The sequence below is a fragment of the Bradyrhizobium altum genome, from assembly GCF_020889705.1.
GTDB lineage: Bacteria > Pseudomonadota > Alphaproteobacteria > Rhizobiales > Xanthobacteraceae > Bradyrhizobium > Bradyrhizobium altum.
Window position 1 is genome coordinate 30291 of the sequence record NZ_JACMYP010000034.1, and the last position, 18342, is coordinate 48632.

The window sequence follows — 18342 nt, forward strand, 5'->3', positions numbered from 1 at the left end:
GTGGTGTCGCGCGAGGTGGTCGAGGTGCTGCTCGAGCTGGTCCGGACCGGTTCATCGACGAACTTCAGCCTGATATCGTGCTCGCCCGACGAAGCCGCCGATGCCGATTACCACCGCATTGATCTGTCGCTCTTCGTCGACGAGCAGCTCGTTGATGTCTCCGAGCTTCTCGTTGGCCTCGTCGTTAACGTTCAGGCCCATCAGGTTCGAAGCACACCAATTGCCCTTGAGCGGCCATCTTCGCATCGGCCGGTTGAGCGGTGATAGCCGGCGCGGCGCGATCAGCCGGTTGAGTGGATTGCGCAAACGCAGAGTCGCCGATCACGGCAGTGCCAAGCAGAGTAACGCCAAGAAAGCTCGATTGTCTCCTCGAACGTCGGCCTCCTTTCAGATGCCGGCCCAACGGCCGCGATTGCCACGCGAGCCTCCTGATGGCAACTCAACGAAGAGATTCGGAAGGCGTTCCGACTGTGAGGCGAGAACTGGCTAACCCCTTCTCGAATCCTTCGCGTCCTCCACGATCGACCAACTCGCGATATCGGCATTCGTATTCCTTCGCCATCCGGCTCGCGGCGAAGCGCTCCTCGAACCGGGCGCGGACCACTGTTCTGTCCAGCCGGCCAAGTTCGTTTACCGCCCTGATTGCCTGCTCCTCGTTATCCACGATAAAGCCGGTAACGCCGTCTTCCACTACTTCGGGCACCGAGCCGGCTCGGTAGGCAATCACAGGCGTCCCGCACGCCATCGCTTCGATCATGACGAGCCCGAACGGCTCCGGCCATTCGATCGGAAACAGCAAGGCGGCAGCCCCGGCGAGGAACGGCTGCTTCCTGATTTCGTCCACCTCGCCGACAAGTTTGATTTCCCCGCCATCGATATTCGGCTCGAGCTTCTTCTTGAAGTAGGCCGTCTCCGCGCGAGGTATCTTGGCCGCTATCCGCAGCGGCATCCGCGCGGCGCGTGCGATGCGCATGGCGGCTTCCGGTCCCTTGTCCGCCGTCAGTCGCCCGAGAAAGGCCAGGTACGAGCCCGGTTCATAGGAGGGCCGTAGCAGATGCTTGGGCAGACCGTGCTGGATCGTCGCGATCCAGTTTGCGTCCGGAAGCGGTCGACGCTGGTTGCCGGAAATCGAGACGAAGGCGGCGTTCGCGAAAGCCTCGATCACGTCGGACAGACCGGGAAGGTCGAGCCGGCCGTGCATCGTCGTCAGGAACGGCACGCCGGTCCGGCTCAGCACTGGAAGAGGCAACCAGTCGACGTGGGAGTGGATCACGTCGAAGTCGCCCGCGCGCTCGGCGATGGCCTCGATCAGCAGCGCGCATGCGGCGTTCGGATCCGCACCCTTCCGCCCCAGGCGTAGCGCGCGCGGCCAGACAGGGTGGAGCTTTCCCTTCGTCTTCGAATCTCCGCTCGCGAACAGGGTGACGTCGTGTCCGAGCCCGACCAGTTCGTCGACAAGCCAGGCGATCACGCGCTCCGTGCCGCCATAGAGCTTCGGTGGAACGCTCTCGGCCAACGGAGCAAGCTGGGCGATCCGCATCGGCTAGGCCCCGACCACGAACCGCAGGACAATCACGATGACCGCGGAAATGAGGTATGAAATCGCGAGCAGCGTCCAACTGGGCCTTGTGCTCTCGCGAACCGCGCGCGCGACGAACATCTTCATGCCCGTCAACATTCGTCTTCGGGAAGCTGGTGCAGGTAGGCTATCCCGAAGCTGGCGAGTTCTTCGGCATCGCTCTCTCGCTCTTCCCGTTTCCTGTGCAGATAGCGCTCGAGCAGGCAGCGGCGGCTGTCCTGAACGTCGACGTCAGGATGCGCCGCCCGATACACGGTCCAGGCCGTCTCTGCCGCTCTTTTCACTGCGACTCCGTCAACCATCCTCACGCTCCGAGCGACTGCATCCAGTCGCTGTCAACTCAGCGCGATGGCGAAAGTTTCTAGTTTTTCCCGAAGCTTCGACCTTTGGCGGAGAAGCGCTCGGTAGTCTATCAGGAAGCTTTCGCCCGCGCGCGCTCGCGAGCTCGGCGGCGCTGCCGGCGTTGGACTCGACCAAGCCGTGCTGAGGAGGGAAGGCGAGGCGTCGGCAACCGTTCAGCTACTGGTGGTTCGATTGCCGGATCCGGCTCGTCAGGCCGGGCTTCCATGAACTCCAATTGTCGGCGGCCCTTCTCAATGATGCGCCAACCGCCGCTCAGGCCCTCCACCAGTCCTTGCGAGAAGATGTCCAGATCCGGCACGCGCGCGGCCAAGCGTTTGGTCCGCTCGGCCCAGTCACGTCCGCTCGTCGCCCGGATGGCCATGTCGCGCTTGAGGTCCGCCATGAGGGCGAAACCGTCGGGATAGCTCACCAGGATCTTCAGCGCCGTGACCTGGAAATTCAGCCCCGCTCCCCCCTACCGCCACATCGTCGGCGCGTCCTGAAGGGCCTCGCGGCCGACCTGCTTCAGCCTGTCGCGCGAAGTGTCGCCATTCGTCGCGGCTTCCAGAATCCTGGACGCCACGTGAGTGCGGGCGCCGGTCTCATAGCGCGAGACGTCTTCGCAGACTTCGTCGAGGACGGCGCGCAGAAGCGCGGTCGTTGCCGGATCGAATGGGCCCCCCAAAGGAAAAACAATCGTAGCGCGATCTCATGGGCGCCGAAATCAACAGTGTTAAGCGCCCCAATATCCCGGCAAGTCTACACTCGAAGTCCAGCTCGGCAAGCTCCGATAGTCGCCGTACCGCACGCGGATCGAACCCGGCTTCGGCCGAAATAAAGCTCGAAAATTTCGAGTGACGCCGGCGGCGACGAGCATCCATTCCCCTCGGAATCGAGGCGACTAGCAACCATTGCCTGTTTTTCCCGTTGTTCGGCCGGGCAAGGAAACGTGGAAAGGAGTAATCCGATGAGGAAGATTGCAATGGTGACGGCGACGGTCGGTGCTCTCGGTCTCAGTTCGATCGCGCCGACGTCGCCCGCCGAAGCTCATTGGCGAGGTGGCTGGGGACCGGGTATCGCCGGCGGCCTGATCGCCGGCGCGGTGATCGGCGGGCTTGCCTCCTCGGCGTATGCCTGGGGGCCGGGCTACTACGACTACGCCCCAGGCTACTACGGCGCCGGCTATTACGGCAGACCCTACGCCTACGACTATGGGTACGACGCGCCCTACCGCTGGGGCGGAGGCTACGCCACGACCTACTACACGGCGCCGGTCTCCTATGGCTACCGGTACCGTCGCGTTGTCCGGCCGGCGTATGCCTATTACGGCGGCGCCTATCCAGTCGTGCGGCACCGCTGGCATCGTCACCACTGGTGAGGCGGCGCCCTCCCTCTCGGCCCCGTCAGGCCGCGTTCGGAACGAGCGCGGCCCGTTTTGTTGCGTGATGAAGTCGGATATTGCAGGTCACCACCATCCGTCGGCGAAGAAATCGTGCCGCTCGAATGCCAGCCGGGATTCGGCTGGCCTTCTCGCGGATTTCGCCCCCCGCTTTGCCTGCGGACGAGCTTCCGCCCGGTTGCGCCCAAGCAGCTCTTTCTTAACGTAGGGAGGTGGCGCTGCAGGCATCGTCGAGGCCATCGCCTCTCGCGCCGATTGCTGCGGTTCCCCCGGCATCGGGTGAGCCTGCGCCATCCTCGGAGCATCGGCGCGCGGCCGCGTGTCGACGACGATCTTCTCCGGGAGGCTCCTCGCCGACCGGATCCTGATGGTCGTCCTGTCGGTCGGTCGCGTTGGTACGCTCGACCGGAGTCGGGAGGTAGCGGTCCGCGGCGAAGAGCAGCGCCAGCAGCAGCCCGCCGACGAACGCGAAATATCGGAAGATCGGCATGGACCGGCGCTCGCTGCGCAAGGGATGGTTTTTCGGCGGGTGCCGGGGTTATCGGCATGAGGCGGGCCGCATCCTCGACGCGACCCGCCGCGGTGGACTTAGTCCACCTCTTGGACCACGGTGCGCGTCGACGGATCGACCAGCATCACGCGTTCGCCGGAGTAGATGTAGCGGTATTTGGTGAGCGACGGACCCCAGTCAGCGGGCACCGCCTCGAGCTCGACATCGCGCGGCACGGGCTGGCCGACGACGATCTTCTCGCGCGTCTCGACCGGGCGGATCTTGTGCTCGGTCACGTAGGTGCGAATCTTGGTGCGGTATTCCGGCTCGATCTGCACGGCGGCATGACCGGCGCCTGTGGTGGTGACCACCGTCGACTGAGCCATCGCGCCCGTCGAGATGAGCGCGGCGGCCGCGGACATCAGCAGCAGCTTCTTCATGAGTCTCTCCTCGCCGCTCCATGCGGCGCTGCGTGAACACGTGAATGAAGGCAATGTTCCTCGAGGGCGACAGGAGCACTTCCTCTTTTTTCGCGGGGTGACCGGAATTAATTGCCACACGGACTAATTCGATCTGCCACATGTTGTCGTCAAGGCAAAAGACTTGCTCGCAGGCGTGAACGTTGCGGATCGCTGCGAGATCATGGGCGGGGATGCATTCAAGAGCATCCCAAAGGGCGGCGATGCTTATTTGATCAAATCCGTTCTGATGGATGAGAGCGACGAGAGCGTGATTTCAATTTTACGGCGCTGCCGCTCTGTGATGATGCCCCCAGCGCGTGTCATCATGATCGAGCACTTTCTCACCCAGCCAAACCAGCCGGACTGGGGCCAGCAATTTGTTGATCATGACAGCCGCTGAACCGCTATCTTATGTTGACCATAGAATACTGCTCGATACCGATGGCTTCCCCGATTGACTATTTCCCCGGCGAGGACGGCGAGCCTTCGAATACAAGGCCTCCGATTGGGGGCGGCTCAAGGGCAAGCTCGTTGCACTTGATTATTCGACGAAAGCGTGCATGACCGTGGAAGATCGCAACGAAATGCTAAGGGTAGCGGGCTGGGATATCTGAGCGCCGAGAAAAAGCCCGCCGGACCTAAACCGGCGGGCTCGCTCCCGGCTACAGTTCGTCAGCCCATTCTCAGATTCTCCGCCGACGTCTTGCCCCGGTTTTCCCTCTCTTCGTAGCCTACTTTGGCACCCTCATTGAGGCTGCTTTGACCGGCTTTCTCCACCGCCGAGATGTGCACGAATACATCCTTGCCGCCATTGTGGCTGGATGAATCCAAATCCCTTGACTGGATTGAACCATTTCACAGTACCCGTCGCCACGTCGCATTCTCCCTCTTAAAGCAATGATGCCAGCCTATCGCTAGCGCAGCATACCGCAAAGCAAAACCCGTCGGCGTGAACCGGCGGGCTCTCCATCCTCACGCTGTCGCTAACTTCATCTCCGCAGCGGCCATCGTCTGCCTTAGCTGGTAGTGCCAGCCTTCCCGGCCGATGGTCGTCGGCGTCGGGCCACTCATCGCCCTCGTCCTCCACCTCGTTCGTGAACTGGAGAACGGCGGCGACTGCCAGCAAGGGTGGTGGGTATCGTTGCCGCCAGCTCCCACGCGGCATCTCTTGCAGCGTGACAGCAGGCTTCGTTGTGGTCTTGGGCGTCGTAGTACGCATCTGTACCTCCGCCCAATCGCATGCGTAGATGGAAGCCAGGTGGTCGCCGAGGCTTGTCGATGTTGGCGATGGCGGCGAGTGCTGGATCAGCGGAAGCCTCGGCGGCTCCGGCTAGTCCGCTGAGCGCTGAGGCGGCTGCAGCACCCGCAATCATCTGCAGGCCGATCCCTCGGGTTATCTGGTTCATGCCACGCCCCCCGGTCCCAATCCCTTGGTCCGATTGCTCGAGAAGGCCCCCAGATCGGCGATGCCGGACTCCGCAGGGTCGTGCTTGAGATCTCGGAGCCCGCCTGCGGCCCAATGGGTTTGGTTGCCTGTCGGGTTAGAGCCGTTGGGCGATTCGAGGCAGCATGGGTGCAGCTCAACGGCACCGAGGCTCGGCTCATCGTCGCCCCGGTCTAGCTCACGATCAACATCGCCGGCCCCCCATGAATGGGCACCGTCGCCCCAGCGGTCCTGGTTCGCGGCCCGATCGAGCGAACCGAGGGATGCTTCTTCATCGCCGATCGGCTCGCACATGTCGATCTCCTCAAGGTCCGGATCGATGTCGCTGGCATCGAGGAAGTCGACCAGCCTTTCGATCTCGGCGCTGGCCTTCTGTCGCAGCTTACCGAGGCGCCCGAGCGCGCTTTGACGATCAGTGGGCAACGGGGGGATTGTCTGCGTAGATTGCAGACGTGCTTGACGGCAGCGTGCGATGCACGCTGTTAGCCTGGGTGATCTGGATTCCACTCCTTCGTGGCTCGGTCACAGCCGCGACCGAAGCACCCACCTTCCGCTCGGCGCGCTTTTAAGGTACAACCTAAATCATGAAGAAGTCAATAAAAGTTCAACCTAAAAAGCGAGGCCGGCCGGCTACGGGCAAGGATCCCCTAATGGGGTTCCGCGCATCTCCTGAAATGCGCGCGAGCGTAGTCAGATGGGCTGAATATCAACCGGATCTGCCTTCTCTGTCTGAAGCCCTCCGGCGGTTGGTCGAACTCGGGTTGACCATATCGACCAAGCCCCAGCCTGAGCGCGACGACCGGCGGGGTCACGAAGGCCCGAGGCAACGCGCCCGGGAGTTGGCAGGCGTTGCAATCGACAAGGCGACCGATCCTGCAGCCAGCGCGGACGATCAAGCCAGCCGCAAGCGCAAGCTCATCAAAGGTCCCGAGGAATTCCAGAAGGTGCGTCGCGACCGGAACCGGAAATGAACTGTTTCGAGGCGAAGAAATAGCGCGGAGGAGACCTGCACAATGTCGATCATTACACTCTTAATCGGCATTCTGATCATCGTTGTGGTGGGAGCAATCTGTTTTTGGGCAATCGAAAAGTTTGCCCCGGATCGCCGGTTGGCGAATCTCCTTAAGCTGTTGGTGGTACTCGTTTGCCTCGGCGCGATTGTGCAGCGCCTACTGGTTCTCACATACTAACCCAGCCCTGGCGCGCGCATAGGCAGGCCGAGTGGCATCAGCACTCCCCGCAGAGAAGCAGTGATGAGCATCGTTTCGGCCGACCGGTCCAGATGAGCCTAGGGCGAAGAAATGACGATGACCGACCTTACAGGCGCTAGAAGAAATGGCGGTGAAGCTAAAAGCCACCGCTCGGAAGCTTCCGCAAGGGCCGGACCGCGATGAAACTTCGAGATCTTGCGAGATTTCGTGCGCAGTTAGGCGCTACCAACAAAACTCTGGGGACGGACATGAAGCCGCTGGTTGGACTTTCGAACTGCTCTTAGCAACTAGCGCGTTTGCCCAAACTGCTCCACCGCGAGCGGTTAACGGCCTCCGGCTCAGCTCAAGCCGCAAGCGCCAATGGGTGCAAATTGGTTGGCGCGGCCAGAGGCACCAAACTCTGGCCGGGGGACTGCACTGGCGCGGCTCCGCGGCGGAAACTCCACCACGATCCCCGGCTCCAACGCTGCCCAGCGGCATCGGCTCCCCGCAGAGAAGCAATGACCGCCGTCGTTCGGCGCACCAAAAAAAGCGAAGTGTGGCAGGATCACTGGCTTGTAGCTCGCCACCGTCGGCGCATAGTCAAGCAATGATCGAGCAGCGACCAGCTTTCATGGCTTGCAAAAACCCCGGCACCGGCTGGAGGATCGATATTCTGTGGGCCGATGGCGAAACCGAAGTCATCAAGGGTTTCGTTACGGAGCACGACGCGACCAAGTGGATTTCTGAGCATTCGCCGACGTGGCAAGAAAACACGAGCCAACCGCGCTAGCGTGGCTTTCTTGGCTGCTCCGAGGAACGACTATGGATCGCGAGAAGGAGGAACTGGCAAGTAAACTAGCAGAATGCGCGAGAGAGGCACGCCATCAAGCCGCGCTTTTGCCGGAAGGTCCAGTTCGCGACGCGCTACTTGAAAAAGCTAAGCAATACGAAGCACAGATCCCCGCCGATCCAACATATTCGACTGTTGCGCAGCGCTGAGAAAGACGGGATCGCCCCTTGATCGGCGTCGTTCCGCCAGTCGTTTTGGCTTCATGGATATGCAAATCCAGATTCGCAAAACCGGTATCTGGTGCCCATGTCTGGGCTATGCCCCAAGGCGAGATCAAGCCAATGGCTGAGATCGAAGTCTACACTGGCCGCTATGAACGCGGACAGGGGCCCCGTTCCGAATTGGCATGACGGGGTTGGCCACGCGGTGCCATTCAGTGCGGGATGGAAGTCGTGATTCCTCGCCTATGAAACTCACCGCAGATCGTCCCTACTCCGACCCCGAGAAAGCCGCCCGCAGGCTCATGGAGCATGCACGAGCGTTTGAGTCATAGCAGGACGGCCGGATCTACATCGCGAAGCTGAACGACCCCTTCCTGCGAAGGATAAGGCGACGCCGGCCAAATACACCGGGGCTGAAGCTGGCGATCGCGCATGCTGGCTGGAGCCCGTTCACGAGAACGGCACGTTCACGCAGATGAGGCAAGCCGGCACGGACCTGTTCGCGTAGCCCTTACGAGCTACCTTCTCTGCAGCGATCCGGAGCATGTACCTTCGGCCTGCGTCCGCATCCTCATAGTTATCAGGATTTTGCATTTCCTTCCTGGGGCTAGAGCCAACGCCGCCCGCATGCATTTTAAGCGGGCGGCGTTGTGTTATCGGAGCCAGTCGAGACGGCCCCGGCGCGCCTTGTTAGGCAGCGGCGGGCGCCGGAGCCGTCCCGTCGTGCGCTTCACGCGGTCCCAAGTGTATCTGGAAAAGGGACGACCGAGAGGGCCCCTCCCGAGTTATCTCCACTTGACAAGTGTCCAATTCACCTCTGCGACGTAGGCACCCACTCCCGACCAGGGCTCGCCCGATACCATGAGTGAAGAGGCTTACTCTGGCGGCCTAAGACCAGGCGACCGCAGCCACTCGCTGACGTGAAGCGCGGTCTCATCCTGCCGAGCTCTGCGAAGCAAATCTTCCCGCTCGGCACAGGACGAAAGCTTCCCGGCCGCCGCGCGGAGGCGCATCGCATGATCAGCGAGGCGTTCTTCTAGACTTGAGGCTTGCTTAAATCGACGGCGCTTGATGGTCATGCGCTGCCCTTTCCATGGGAGGAGGGCGGGAGCGCGGTGACAGCGGTCTCATCACCGACATAAGCCAAGGGTCGCTCGGTGACGGGAGGATACTACATCCGTCGACGATTGACGTATGTACACAAGTGAACACAGCGTTGAAGGGGGCCAGCAAACAGGCAACAACGCGAGCAGCTTCTGCGAACGGTTTTGCGCAGACCGAAAATTCCTATGGGGAGGCGCTGGGACCCCGTATCGAGACGGCCCCCGCAGGGCTTGGGGGCAGGATTGCAGGAGCCGTCTCAGATCGGGGCGGTAAGCACCCGCGCCCCAACAGGTCAGGTGCCTGGAAGTTCCAATAGCGCCAAGCACAAGAAAACGGCCTCAGCGCGAGGGGGCACGCTGAGGCCAAAGTTGCTCATCTGTGCGGTCAAATGGAAGCCGGACCATTACGTTCGTCGGCCGATGACCTCCGCGAGCGCCTGACGCCCCTGATCCGCAAGACGCAGCCCCAGCGCATTGCGCATAAGGGGATATGGGTGGGCCAAGGTTCTGGTCGAGATCGAGTACCGCGCCAAATCTGCCCAGGGAGGGTACGGCATCCGTTTTTCCGGGGCGTGCGCGAGGATTTGGAATTGAGGGGCATGGATTGCTGTCGACCCTGGGCTTCTTCGCCCTCGCATGGCGGACTTTGCTGTCACCGCCCAGCAACATGCGCAATGTCCTATCTACTGGAACAGCACTTTAGACTCCACTCATCGAAATCCGTAGACTCCACTGATCGAAATCCGTGCGGCAGCCTCGATCTCAACCGGGCTGGAAGTATTTTCATTTCACTGACAGGCAATTTTCCCGGACGGGCCGCAGTGCGCAGTGCACTGCGGCCATTTTCATCGAGGGAAAGCTCTTGCGCGAACCACCAGTGCTTTTGATCACCGACGCAATAGCAGTCGGTGCTGTCGTGATCGGCTCAATTTTCGTCCTTGTCGACCGTCTAGGCAGCCGGTCTAAGAAGCAGCTCCGACGTTGAGCAATTCTTTGAAACGGTATCGACGGCACGTTGTTGCGGTGCCCGCGAGTAAGGGCGATATCTTCATCGAGCATCGTTGTCACTCCTGACGGTCTTAAGGCCCTTTTGGGTGTTGAGAAACCGGGAAAGGGGATTTCCCGGCGCAAAAATATTCGCCGGCGATCGGCTGCCAAGGCGCCTATCCGACTCCTTCGAAAAAGCGGCATAGCGGCGACGACGAGCGTCGCCGCTATGCCTATAAATTTTTGCGGCCTACCTCTTGAAACGACTTTCGGTTTTTCTAAGTCAATTTTCACCGCGAGAGCGGTGTGCCGGGCGCCAGATCGGGCCCGGTGCGGGCGCCGGGTCGGTGTCTTCGGGACCCCGTCTGAAACCCCTGTCCTGCGCTCCTTCGTACCCATCTTGCTCTATGGAGGACTTGGTTATGAGGACGACCTTTGACTTCGCGCCCCTGTGGCGCTCCACCATCGGCTTCGACCACCTGGCCAACCTCGTCGACAGCACAATGCGCCAGGCGACCGAGGATCACTATCCCCCGTACAACATCGAACGCTTCGGCGAGGACCACTACCGGATCTCGCTCGCCGTCGCCGCATTCGGCGCCGACGACATCACGGTGATCGCCGAGCAGAACGCGCTCACCATCGAGGGCAGGAAGCCCGAGAAGGCGGCCGGCGAGTATCTCTACCAGGGGATCGCCGCGCGTCCGTTCCGGCGCGTGTTCAACTTGGCCGATTACGTCCAGGTGAAAGAGGTCTCTCTCCGCGACGGACTGCTGATCATCGATCTGGTCCGCGATGTGCCCGAGGCGATGAAGCCGCGCCGGATCCAGATCGCAGGCGGCGCTTCTCCTTCGCGGATCGAGCAGAAGAAGGCAGCCTGACGCCAGCCAAGGTTCGATGGCGGAACGCGGCGGCTCGCAAGGGCGGCCGCGCTCCCTGCCCCATCCAACAAAGGAGAACAACCAATGGCAATTCGTGATCTCATTCCCTGGTCGCGGAATCAGGAACTTGCGCCGACGCGCGGCAAGATCCGTTCATGACTCTTCATCGCGAGATGAACCGCCTGTTCGACGATGCCTTCCGCAGCTTCGGCGGGACCGGTCTGTCGCCGCTGATGGAAGGGCAATTCGGCTGGCCCAAGATCGAGCTCAGTGAGACCGATCAAGCACTGACCATCACGGCCGAACTGCCCGGCATGACGGAGAAGGACGTCCAGATCGAAATCGCCGGCGGTGTCCTGCCCATTCGCGGCGAGAAGAAAGCCGAGCGCAGCGACGAAGGCAGGTACTTCACCGAGCGCGCCTACGGCGCCTTCGAGCGGCGGATCCCGCTCGAGGACGTTGAAGAAGACAAGGCGGAAGCGTCGTTCAAGAACGGGATCCTGACCGTGTCGCTGCCCAAATCCGAGAATCCGCGGGCGGGCGTCAAGCGCATCGCCATCAACACGCAGTAGCGACATCCGGGCGGCGGCTCCGCCGCCGTCCGGCACCAACTCGAACCCGTCCCGAAGAAAGGAGCGTAGGGAGGCAACCGATGAGTAACGCAAACACGAACACCAGCAATCTCAACCCCATCTTCCACCCAGCCGCACACTATGCCTCGCCGGAGGACGTGCTGAAGGACGATGAGCTTTCCGTGCCGGAGAAGCGGATCATCCTGTCGTCATGGGCGTCCGACATGTTCACCGTCGAATCCTGTCCCGCTTTGCGTGAGATTCCCGGTATGGGCCACACCATTCGACTGGCCGATATCCTCGGCGCGCTGCGGCGGCTGGACGACGAGGATGATGACCCGCCCCGACCCCGCGGCGTCCCCATGCGGCCGCGACGGCCTTGGGCCGCTGTGCAGCGGAGGTCCGTTTAATGTTCACGCAAGCCATTTTGACCATGGTGCTGCTAGGCAATGCCGCGGCGGCATGGGCCGTCCCCTTCGTCGTCGTGGTGAGAGGCGGGCAAGCGCGGTGCACCGAACAGTTGGCGCACTAAGGCTATTCCCGTCCCCGCGCAGGCCTCCAGCCTTTCGATCGCTTTACAAGATTCGCCCGACCCTCCACGATGTCGGTGATGCGTGGGGTGGCATGGCGTGGCGTGTCGTCGCAGATGGCAATCCCGAGGGTGCTGTCGAGCTATCCGGGCGGGCGCGCCAGCGTCGCCGAGCTCAAGCGTGATCTTGCCATCCTGAATTCGAGCGGCCCGGAATGAACGCAGAGAATGCGGTGTCTCGCCGCCCGCGTGCCGGACCTTGACCTGTTCGCAAACCGCCTGGTGCTGCGGGACGAAACGGGCTGGCAACCGACCGACGTCGGCCGCGAGATCCTCACGCTTGCCGAATCTGTCACCCTTGCCGGTCGTGCCGGAGGTTTCAGCTGCGCCTGTGCCCGCAGCAGACTGACGCACCTGCCGTCCCCCCGCCTCGCCCGCTCGACGCAGCGACCGAGCAGACGCGAGGGACGACAGCGCAGGCGTCAACGGCGGCAACTGGAACGGTCGGCTTAAGCTGCTCCGAGCGCGACATGTTTGCCTGAGCAGCGGGCTCATCGGGACCGCAATGACCTCGGCAATGTCGCCGGCATGCTGATCACGACCCCGATCGGCGGACCACAAGCGAACACCCAGGCCTGCGGTCCGCACGAGCGGTTTACCTTCCGTGAGCACGAGGGACGCCGGTGCCGATATGCGGCTCTGCATAGTGTTGACGGTTTGATGCCTCTGTTTCGATATTTTCTGTTCACAAGCGCGATGCTGCTCGGCTTGCTGCTTTTCGCGGATTGGTATCTTCCGGCAGCGCCAGTCACCATTGCCCGTAACGACATCGACCACGTGACGATCCGCATTCACTCGCAGCATAAGTGGCCCGAGGCGATACAGATGGATACCAACGCTCCGATCGTCACCGCTTCACCTGCCGACCCGACTCCTATCACCACCCTCTCTCCGATGCTCGAAGCGCAGGCTGCAGCGGTTGCGCAAGCCGACGCGCCTCGGCTAACCCCGTCGAAGCCGCCTGAGCAAGCCGCTCGACGCGTAAAACCTGCCCGGCATGCACAACGCGACAGTCGGCGGCGCCTTGCACAACGCAGTCAGCGATTTGCGAGCTACCGCGCGCCAGACTGGCAGGGCTGGCAGTTACCGAGCTGGTGAGCCTTCGCTACGGCCCGGATGGAGATTGCCGGAAGGGTACATTCGTCGCTTCCGTTGCCTCGACGAATGCGACCTGGTTCTTCCAGCAGTGAAGAACTGGCCGCGTCACTAGTCGCGGCTAGTTCAATTCGCGCAAGGGTCAGCCGAGTCCCATTTCGACGGCGATCCGCACAAGGTCGGAGTGGTTCTTCGCACCGAGCTTTTGCTTGAGCAGGGACGTGCTATTGGCGACTGTCTTGTACGAGATACCGAGCGCTGCTGCGACGTCAACGATCTTGTCGCCGCGGCCAAGCAGCCGCAGGATTTCCAGCTCCCGCGCCGACATCTGCGACGCGGGATTAGCCTTGATCGCGGCGCCGGCGAAGGCCATCGCCTCGGCAAGGTGAGGCGAAATGAATCGTTCGCCGGCCGCGACCTTGCGCACCGCCTTGACGAACAGGCGCGGATCGTCGCTTTTCGAGAGATAGCCTTGGGCGCCCATCTCCACAGCCCGCGCAACGAATGCGGGATCGTCATTCATGCTGAACATGATAATACGGGCGTCTGGATCATCCTTGCGGATCCTGCGCAGCAGCTCGAATCCGGACACATCGGGCAGCTTGATATCGATGACTGTCACGTCTGGCCGCTTCTGTGTGAAAGCTCGGTGGCCGGCCTTGGCATCTGCGGCCTCATCGATTTTCACTGTCTTGTCTGCGGCAAAAAGGGACCGGCAGCCCGACACCACCACGGGATGGTCGTCGACGATCAATATTCTCGTGGTTGATTTGACTGTATCGCGCACGCTTCCTCCTCCGCCAAAATAGAAACTTAGCGCAGAGATTGAAAGAGAAGAATCACCGATCGGAGCCCGATGTGCCCAGACTGTGGAACCGCCTCTCTCTTCGTGCACGGCTGTTGCTGCCCATGGCAGCAATGGTTATCGGCGGATTGCTGCTCGGCGGCCTTGCGTTGCAGACCTTCTCTCCGGAGCAGTTCGAGAATGAGAACGCCCAAGGCGCGCGCTCTGCCGAGCTCGTGGCCGATGCGCTGAACGCTGCGCTCGCCGCCGCGGACAATCCGCAGCAAACGCTCGATGCATTCGCGGGCGCGCTCCGCATGCCTGCCGCCATCGCGTTCGTGCCGTCGGGTTCCGAGCGGCAGCGCGTCGCCTCGGACACGTACCGCGGCGGCGTTCCCGCCTGGTTTACCGCTCTGCTGCAGATTCCCGAGCTCGGCTCGACCCATCCGGTCGAAATCCGAACGGCGCATGTCGGTGATATCGTCTTCAGACCCGACCTCTCGGCTGAAGTCCTGGAAAAATGGGTGGGATTCCTGGTCATCGCCGCGTCGAGCGCAGCGCTGATGCTACTCGCAGGACTCAGCGCCTATTTCACGACGGGCACGGCGCTTTGCCCGCTGGCACAGCTCGGTGCCGGACTGACCCGGATGCGAAACGGCGTTTATGACATTGCGATTCCGTTGGCCGGCCCACCCGAGATCCGCAAAAGCTGTGCGGAAGCCAATGAACTCGCCGCGACGCTGAAGCGCCTCAGCCGCGACAATCGAGACTTGCTGCGCAAACTCGTCGCCGTGCAGGACGACGAGCGCCGCGAGCTGGCCCGCGAGCTCCATGACGAGATCGGCCCACTTCTGTTCGCCATCCGCGCCAACGCTACGGCACTGTCCGATCCCGACGCCGAGGGCCCACCCGATCCCGGCTCACCGGCGCACGGAATTCTCAGCGCGACCGAAGCCCTGCAACAGGCCAACCGGCGCGTGCTGGAGGGCCTGAGCCCGGTCTATGTTGCAGAACTGGGATTGACCGCCAGCGTGCAAGCGGTGCTGCGCAATGCCCAGTCCCAGGCTCCCGGCCTCGGCGTGACATCCCGCATAGATCCTCGTTTGAACGTCCTCGACGGCCTGCTCTCGCAAACCACCTATCGGGTGATCCAGGAGGGTGTGACCAATGTGCTCCGGCACGCGCAGGCAACAACCATGGGTGTCATGGTGACGGTTAACGGAGGTCAGATCGAGATCGAAATATCCGACGACGGCATTGGTCTGCGGCAGAACTTGACGTTCGGCAGAGGCCTGACCGGCATGCACGAACGCGTGCGTGCGCTCGACGGAGAGCTGCATCTGCTGCGCGAGCAAGGCCGGACCATCGTGCGTTGCCGGCTTCCGCTCGACCATGCTGTCGTTTTGTGAACGAGATGCCAACGCGTAGGCGCTCGGCAGGCCCCGCGCGCTATCAAATCGGTGCTGTCTGGCTTGATCGACCGGCGTGTTGACCCAAGCGATGCTGATGATGAGCTGTGGAATGCGCCAGGTCGCCGCTAAATATGAGCCACGGACAGCTGAGGCTTCCTCAAGGCAATGCGGCAAGGCAAGAACGGTTGACCGGTGAAGAAAGCTTTTGAGTCGCGCTCAGCGCCTGAACTTGATGCTCACGCTATAGTCGCGCTCGACAAGGCGCGGGCGCTACCACCGGGACCAGCCCGGATCGAAGCGATGAAACGTGCGGGGGCTCTTCGCGTGGCCGCGGACAAGATTATGGGTCCCCAGCTGCCCCGTTGCGGGCGTCCCCGGTTGACCGGTGCGGACCGCTCCCGGACGTTGGGCGGCTGAAGGACGCGCGGCTAGTCAAAAGACAGCTGGCCGGCGCCATCCGCCATGCATGCGCCCTACCGCATGGCCGGCATCGCGGAGAGTCTCGTGCACGTAGCGAAGGCCGCCCGTAGGTGTCTAAGCGGGTGCAATGCTTGCATCATTCCTCGCCCTTTTTATTTGGAACCAGCAAGCGCAACAAAAGTTCACAAAAATGCAATGACGCAAGAACTTGATGCAAGGTTCAAGACCGCCCTCGACGAATCCCGCCTCCTTATCCTGGGCGCGCAGGTTCTATTCGGCTTTGCTTTTCAAGGGGTGTTTCAGGACCATTTCCAGGATGTGTCGCCAGCGGGGCATTCGCTTCAATGCGCGGCGCTGGTGCTGCTCTGCGGCAGCGTTGGTCTCCTCATTGCCCCCTCCATGTATCACTGCATCGCCTGCCATGGCCAAAGCCGACACCGGGCGCTACATGTCGCGACAAGCCTGACTGGCTGGAGCCTCCTGCCGCTGACGCTGGGCCTTGGCGCATTTTCGATTTCCTTGTTGGGCAGGAAGTTGGCGTGGCCGTGGGAACGGGCCTGGCCGCGGTCGGACTTTGCCTCCACTTCGGGTTGGGAATGGCTTTGCGGCGGAAAGCCAAGCCGCTGCCCCCGGAGAGTGAGACGCCGCTCAAAACCAAGATTGAACAGCTTCTGACCGAAGCACGCGTCATCATCCCGGGCGGGCAGGCGCTGCTCGGCTTTCAATTGGTAGCGACGCTGACAAAATCCTTCCAAGCCTTACCCGGCTCGATGCAGGCCGTCCATGCGGCCGGGCTTCTGTCCGTGGCATTCTCGATCCTTCTCCTGATGACGCCCGCATCGCTGCATCGCCTCGCCTATCACGGCGAGGATGATCCGCAATTCTTCCGCATCGGCTCCGCGCTCGTGATCGCAGCCGAGCTTCCCCTCGCGCTCGGGATCGCCGCCGACGTCGCGGTCGTGTTTTACGTCGTCAGCGAGGACACCCGTAGTGCCATCGCGATCGGCACTTCCGTGTTCGTTTCCCTCCTGACGGCTTGGTACGGTCTTCCTCTATGGCACCGGGAAGTACGGCATGGGACGGCTTAAGGCCTCACTCGGTGATCGCGCCGCGCATCTCTGCATCGACATGCAGCGCCTCTTTGCCGCAGGCGGCCCGTGGCCCACGCCGTGGATGCCGCGTGTCGTGCCAGTCATTCAGGAGCTCGTGGCCCGCGCGCCCGAGCGCACCATCTTCACGCGCTTTATTCCGCCCGTTGTGCCGGGAGATGCAGCTGGCATGTGGCGCGCTTACTATGAGAAATGGTCGACGGTGACACGCGGCAAGATGGATCTCAATCTGTTGCGCCTGGTGCCCGAGCTCGAGGGCTTTGCGCCGCCCGCTCATTCCATCGACAAGCCGGTTTATTCAGCCTTCGCAACCGGAGCGTTGCGGGCCTATTTGCTGGAGAAGCATGTCGAGACGCTGCTCGTGACCGGCTCCGAGACCGACGTCTGTGTGCTCGCAACGGTGCTCGACGCCGTCGACTTCGGCTACCGCGTCATCGTCGTGAAAGACGGTTTGTGCTCCTCGTCCGATGCTGCGCATGAGGCCTCCCTCCACCTCTACGCCCAGCGCTTCGATGTCCAGATCGAGCTGGCGGAAGCGGACGAGGTGCTGGATACCTGGCGGCCATAATCTCCTGCGACGCTCTCAGCGCTAGGAACGAGCTCGTCATGCCCGCGTTCAAGTTCTAACCATGTACCCGGGAGAGAGTGATGGCAGAACGCGAGACAGGAAATCTTATCGGCAGTGACAAGGTTGAAGGCACCGCCGTTTATGGAGCCGACCAGCAGAAGATTGGCAGCATCGAGCGCGTCATGATCGACAAGGTATCGGGCAAGGTCGCCTACGCGGTCCTGGGCTATGGCGGCTTCCTCGGCATCGGCGATGATCACTATCCAACGCCGTGGTCGAGCCTAACCTATGATACCAATCTCGGCGGATACCGCACCAACATCACCAGAGACCAGTTGGACAAAGCGCCGCGCTACACCAGCGACAATGACTGGAGCTGGAATCGCGAGAACGACCGGCGCGTCTATGACTACTACCAGGCCTCGCCTTACTGGTGAGACGAGATCTGTACTTATGAAAGCCCGGCGTCGCTCGCGCCAGGCTTTTGCGTCGGAACTCGCGGCAGTCCGCGGCTTGTCGTCTCGATTTTATCATCTGGAGGCACGCGGTGAGCAAACCTTAGATTCTACAAGACCTTTTCCATGACACGCTCAAAGACATCAACTTAACCGAGAAGAAGATTACTTAATCGAGAAGAAGATTCTGAGCGCCTTGCCCAAGATGACCAAGGCCGCACAGAGTGACGAGCTGCGCCGCGGGACGATTGCCAGCCGCGTGTGCCGAAGTTCACGCCGATGCCCGGCCCACCGCCATAACGGGATAGTAATAGCCAGGACCGCCGCAATATCCTAGCTCCGACGCCGAGCACTACTTTGGCAGATTGTTGATTTTGCCGTGCGTTATAGGATTCCCGAATCAATTTTTCAATGATTCATGGGTGGTCGGCTCTTGGAGGGCTGACCG

Annotated in this window: 23 protein-coding genes and 5 pseudogenes; 18 read left to right on the top strand and 10 right to left on the bottom strand. The window is 61.8% G+C overall.

The features are described 5' to 3' along the window. Positions 1 to 51: 51 nt before the first annotated feature. The 5 genes from H8B02_RS12130 to H8B02_RS12150 all read right to left on the bottom strand — a co-directional run bounded on the left by H8B02_RS12130 (position 52) and on the right by H8B02_RS12150 (position 2606). Positions 52 to 246: a PRC-barrel domain-containing protein gene (locus H8B02_RS12130; RefSeq protein WP_312000835.1), complete on the bottom strand. Its 195-nt coding sequence runs from the start codon at positions 244 to 246 to the stop codon at positions 52 to 54. A 193-nt stretch (positions 247 to 439) separates the two neighbouring features. Further along, a complete protein-coding gene (locus H8B02_RS12135; RefSeq protein ID WP_229166443.1) occupies positions 440 to 1540 on the bottom strand; it encodes a glycosyltransferase family 4 protein in 1101 nt (366 codons plus the stop codon). Positions 1541 to 1671: 131 nt separating this feature from the next. Then, positions 1672 to 1881, bottom strand: a complete 210-nt coding sequence (locus H8B02_RS12140) for a hypothetical protein (RefSeq protein WP_229166444.1) — start codon at positions 1879 to 1881, stop codon at positions 1672 to 1674. A 110-nt stretch (positions 1882 to 1991) separates the two neighbouring features. Continuing rightward, positions 1992 to 2384, bottom strand: a complete 393-nt coding sequence (locus tag H8B02_RS12145; protein ID WP_229166466.1) for a hypothetical protein — start codon at positions 2382 to 2384, stop codon at positions 1992 to 1994. A 12-nt stretch (positions 2385 to 2396) separates the two neighbouring features. Continuing rightward, positions 2397 to 2606, bottom strand: coding sequence for a hypothetical protein (locus H8B02_RS12150; protein ID WP_229166445.1), 210 nt, complete (start codon positions 2604 to 2606; stop codon positions 2397 to 2399). Between the two features lie 282 nt (positions 2607 to 2888). Here H8B02_RS12150 and H8B02_RS12155 point away from each other — a divergent pair, with 282 nt between their 5' ends. Then, entirely contained in the window at positions 2889 to 3299 is a 411-nt protein-coding gene (locus H8B02_RS12155; RefSeq protein ID WP_229166446.1) for a hypothetical protein, read from the top strand. A 220-nt stretch (positions 3300 to 3519) separates the two neighbouring features. Here H8B02_RS12155 and H8B02_RS12160 read toward each other — a convergent pair whose 3' ends face one another. Together H8B02_RS12160 and H8B02_RS12165 are read right to left on the bottom strand one after the other, a co-directional pair. Continuing rightward, positions 3520 to 3810 (bottom strand): hypothetical protein, encoded by a 291-nt coding sequence (locus tag H8B02_RS12160; protein WP_229166447.1) that lies wholly within the window; start codon positions 3808 to 3810, stop codon positions 3520 to 3522. A gap of 98 nt (positions 3811 to 3908) precedes the next feature. Continuing rightward, entirely contained in the window at positions 3909 to 4250 is a 342-nt protein-coding gene (locus tag H8B02_RS12165) for a DUF1236 domain-containing protein (RefSeq protein WP_229166448.1), read from the bottom strand. Positions 4251 to 4383: 133 nt separating this feature from the next. Between H8B02_RS12165 and H8B02_RS12170 the strand changes: the two genes are divergently transcribed. Next, positions 4384 to 4671 carry a methyltransferase gene (locus H8B02_RS12170; protein ID WP_283842181.1) on the top strand — a complete coding sequence of 96 codons (288 nt, stop codon included), beginning with the start codon at positions 4384 to 4386 and terminating at the stop codon, positions 4669 to 4671. A 293-nt stretch (positions 4672 to 4964) separates the two neighbouring features. Here the strand turns inward: H8B02_RS12170 and H8B02_RS12175 are convergent. Together H8B02_RS12175 and H8B02_RS12180 are read right to left on the bottom strand one after the other, a co-directional pair. After that, positions 4965 to 5145: pseudogene (locus H8B02_RS12175) on the bottom strand (cold-shock protein); the annotation flags it as partial. A gap of 528 nt (positions 5146 to 5673) precedes the next feature. Then, positions 5674 to 6138, bottom strand: a complete 465-nt coding sequence (locus tag H8B02_RS12180; RefSeq protein ID WP_229166450.1) for a hypothetical protein — start codon at positions 6136 to 6138, stop codon at positions 5674 to 5676. A gap of 227 nt (positions 6139 to 6365) precedes the next feature. Between H8B02_RS12180 and H8B02_RS12185 the strand changes: the two genes are divergently transcribed. The 10 genes and pseudogenes from H8B02_RS12185 to H8B02_RS12235 all read left to right on the top strand — a co-directional run bounded on the left by H8B02_RS12185 (position 6366) and on the right by H8B02_RS12235 (position 13149). Beyond that, positions 6366 to 6686 carry a hypothetical protein gene (locus H8B02_RS12185; protein ID WP_229166451.1) on the top strand — a complete coding sequence of 107 codons (321 nt, stop codon included), beginning with the start codon at positions 6366 to 6368 and terminating at the stop codon, positions 6684 to 6686. Positions 6687 to 6728: 42 nt separating this feature from the next. Then, positions 6729 to 6905, top strand: coding sequence for a hypothetical protein (locus H8B02_RS12190; protein WP_229166452.1), 177 nt, complete (start codon positions 6729 to 6731; stop codon positions 6903 to 6905). Positions 6906 to 7515: 610 nt separating this feature from the next. Continuing rightward, entirely contained in the window at positions 7516 to 7698 is a 183-nt protein-coding gene (locus tag H8B02_RS12195; RefSeq protein WP_229166453.1) for a hypothetical protein, read from the top strand. A gap of 32 nt (positions 7699 to 7730) precedes the next feature. After that, a complete protein-coding gene (locus tag H8B02_RS12200; protein WP_229166454.1) occupies positions 7731 to 7907 on the top strand; it encodes a hypothetical protein in 177 nt (58 codons plus the stop codon). A 1528-nt stretch (positions 7908 to 9435) separates the two neighbouring features. Next, a pseudogene (locus H8B02_RS12210) lies at positions 9436 to 9609 on the top strand (ATP dependent DNA ligase); the annotation flags it as partial. An 822-nt stretch (positions 9610 to 10431) separates the two neighbouring features. Beyond that, positions 10432 to 10890: an Hsp20 family protein gene (locus H8B02_RS12215; RefSeq protein ID WP_229166456.1), complete on the top strand. Its 459-nt coding sequence runs from the start codon at positions 10432 to 10434 to the stop codon at positions 10888 to 10890. 84 nt (positions 10891 to 10974) lie between these two features. Then, positions 10975 to 11462: pseudogene (locus H8B02_RS12220) on the top strand (Hsp20/alpha crystallin family protein). Between the two features lie 80 nt (positions 11463 to 11542). Beyond that, positions 11543 to 11872, top strand: a complete 330-nt coding sequence (locus H8B02_RS12225) for a hypothetical protein (RefSeq protein WP_229166457.1) — start codon at positions 11543 to 11545, stop codon at positions 11870 to 11872. Positions 11873 to 12063: 191 nt separating this feature from the next. Continuing rightward, a complete protein-coding gene (locus H8B02_RS12230) occupies positions 12064 to 12210 on the top strand; it encodes a hypothetical protein (RefSeq protein WP_229166458.1) in 147 nt (48 codons plus the stop codon). A gap of 369 nt (positions 12211 to 12579) precedes the next feature. After that, a complete protein-coding gene (locus H8B02_RS12235) occupies positions 12580 to 13149 on the top strand; it encodes a hypothetical protein (protein WP_229166459.1) in 570 nt (189 codons plus the stop codon). Positions 13150 to 13288: 139 nt separating this feature from the next. On the opposite strand, the gene H8B02_RS12240 is transcribed toward H8B02_RS12235, so the two are convergent. Next, on the bottom strand, positions 13289 to 13933 hold the full coding sequence (locus H8B02_RS12240) for a response regulator transcription factor (protein WP_229166467.1): 645 nt from the start codon (positions 13931 to 13933) through the stop codon (positions 13289 to 13291). Positions 13934 to 13971: 38 nt separating this feature from the next. Between H8B02_RS12240 and H8B02_RS12245 the strand changes: the two genes are divergently transcribed. The 6 genes and pseudogenes from H8B02_RS12245 to H8B02_RS48480 all read left to right on the top strand — a co-directional run. Next, positions 13972 to 15339, top strand: coding sequence for a histidine kinase (locus tag H8B02_RS12245; protein WP_312000834.1), 1368 nt, complete (start codon positions 13972 to 13974; stop codon positions 15337 to 15339). Between the two features lie 618 nt (positions 15340 to 15957). Beyond that, positions 15958 to 16251, top strand: a pseudogene (locus tag H8B02_RS48885) (DUF6328 family protein); the annotation flags it as partial. Between the two features lie 50 nt (positions 16252 to 16301). Then, positions 16302 to 16850, top strand: coding sequence for a DUF6328 family protein (locus H8B02_RS12250; protein WP_229166461.1), 549 nt, complete (start codon positions 16302 to 16304; stop codon positions 16848 to 16850). Next, positions 16837 to 17439 (top strand): cysteine hydrolase family protein, encoded by a 603-nt coding sequence (locus H8B02_RS12255; protein ID WP_229166462.1) that lies wholly within the window; start codon positions 16837 to 16839, stop codon positions 17437 to 17439. Before H8B02_RS12250 ends, H8B02_RS12255 begins: the two co-directional genes overlap by 14 nt. A gap of 80 nt (positions 17440 to 17519) precedes the next feature. Next, positions 17520 to 17876: a PRC-barrel domain-containing protein gene (locus H8B02_RS12260; protein ID WP_229166463.1), complete on the top strand. Its 357-nt coding sequence runs from the start codon at positions 17520 to 17522 to the stop codon at positions 17874 to 17876. A 125-nt stretch (positions 17877 to 18001) separates the two neighbouring features. Next, positions 18002 to 18132 (top strand): annotated as a pseudogene (locus H8B02_RS48480) (DUF892 family protein); the annotation flags it as partial. Positions 18133 to 18342 lie beyond the last annotated feature (210 nt).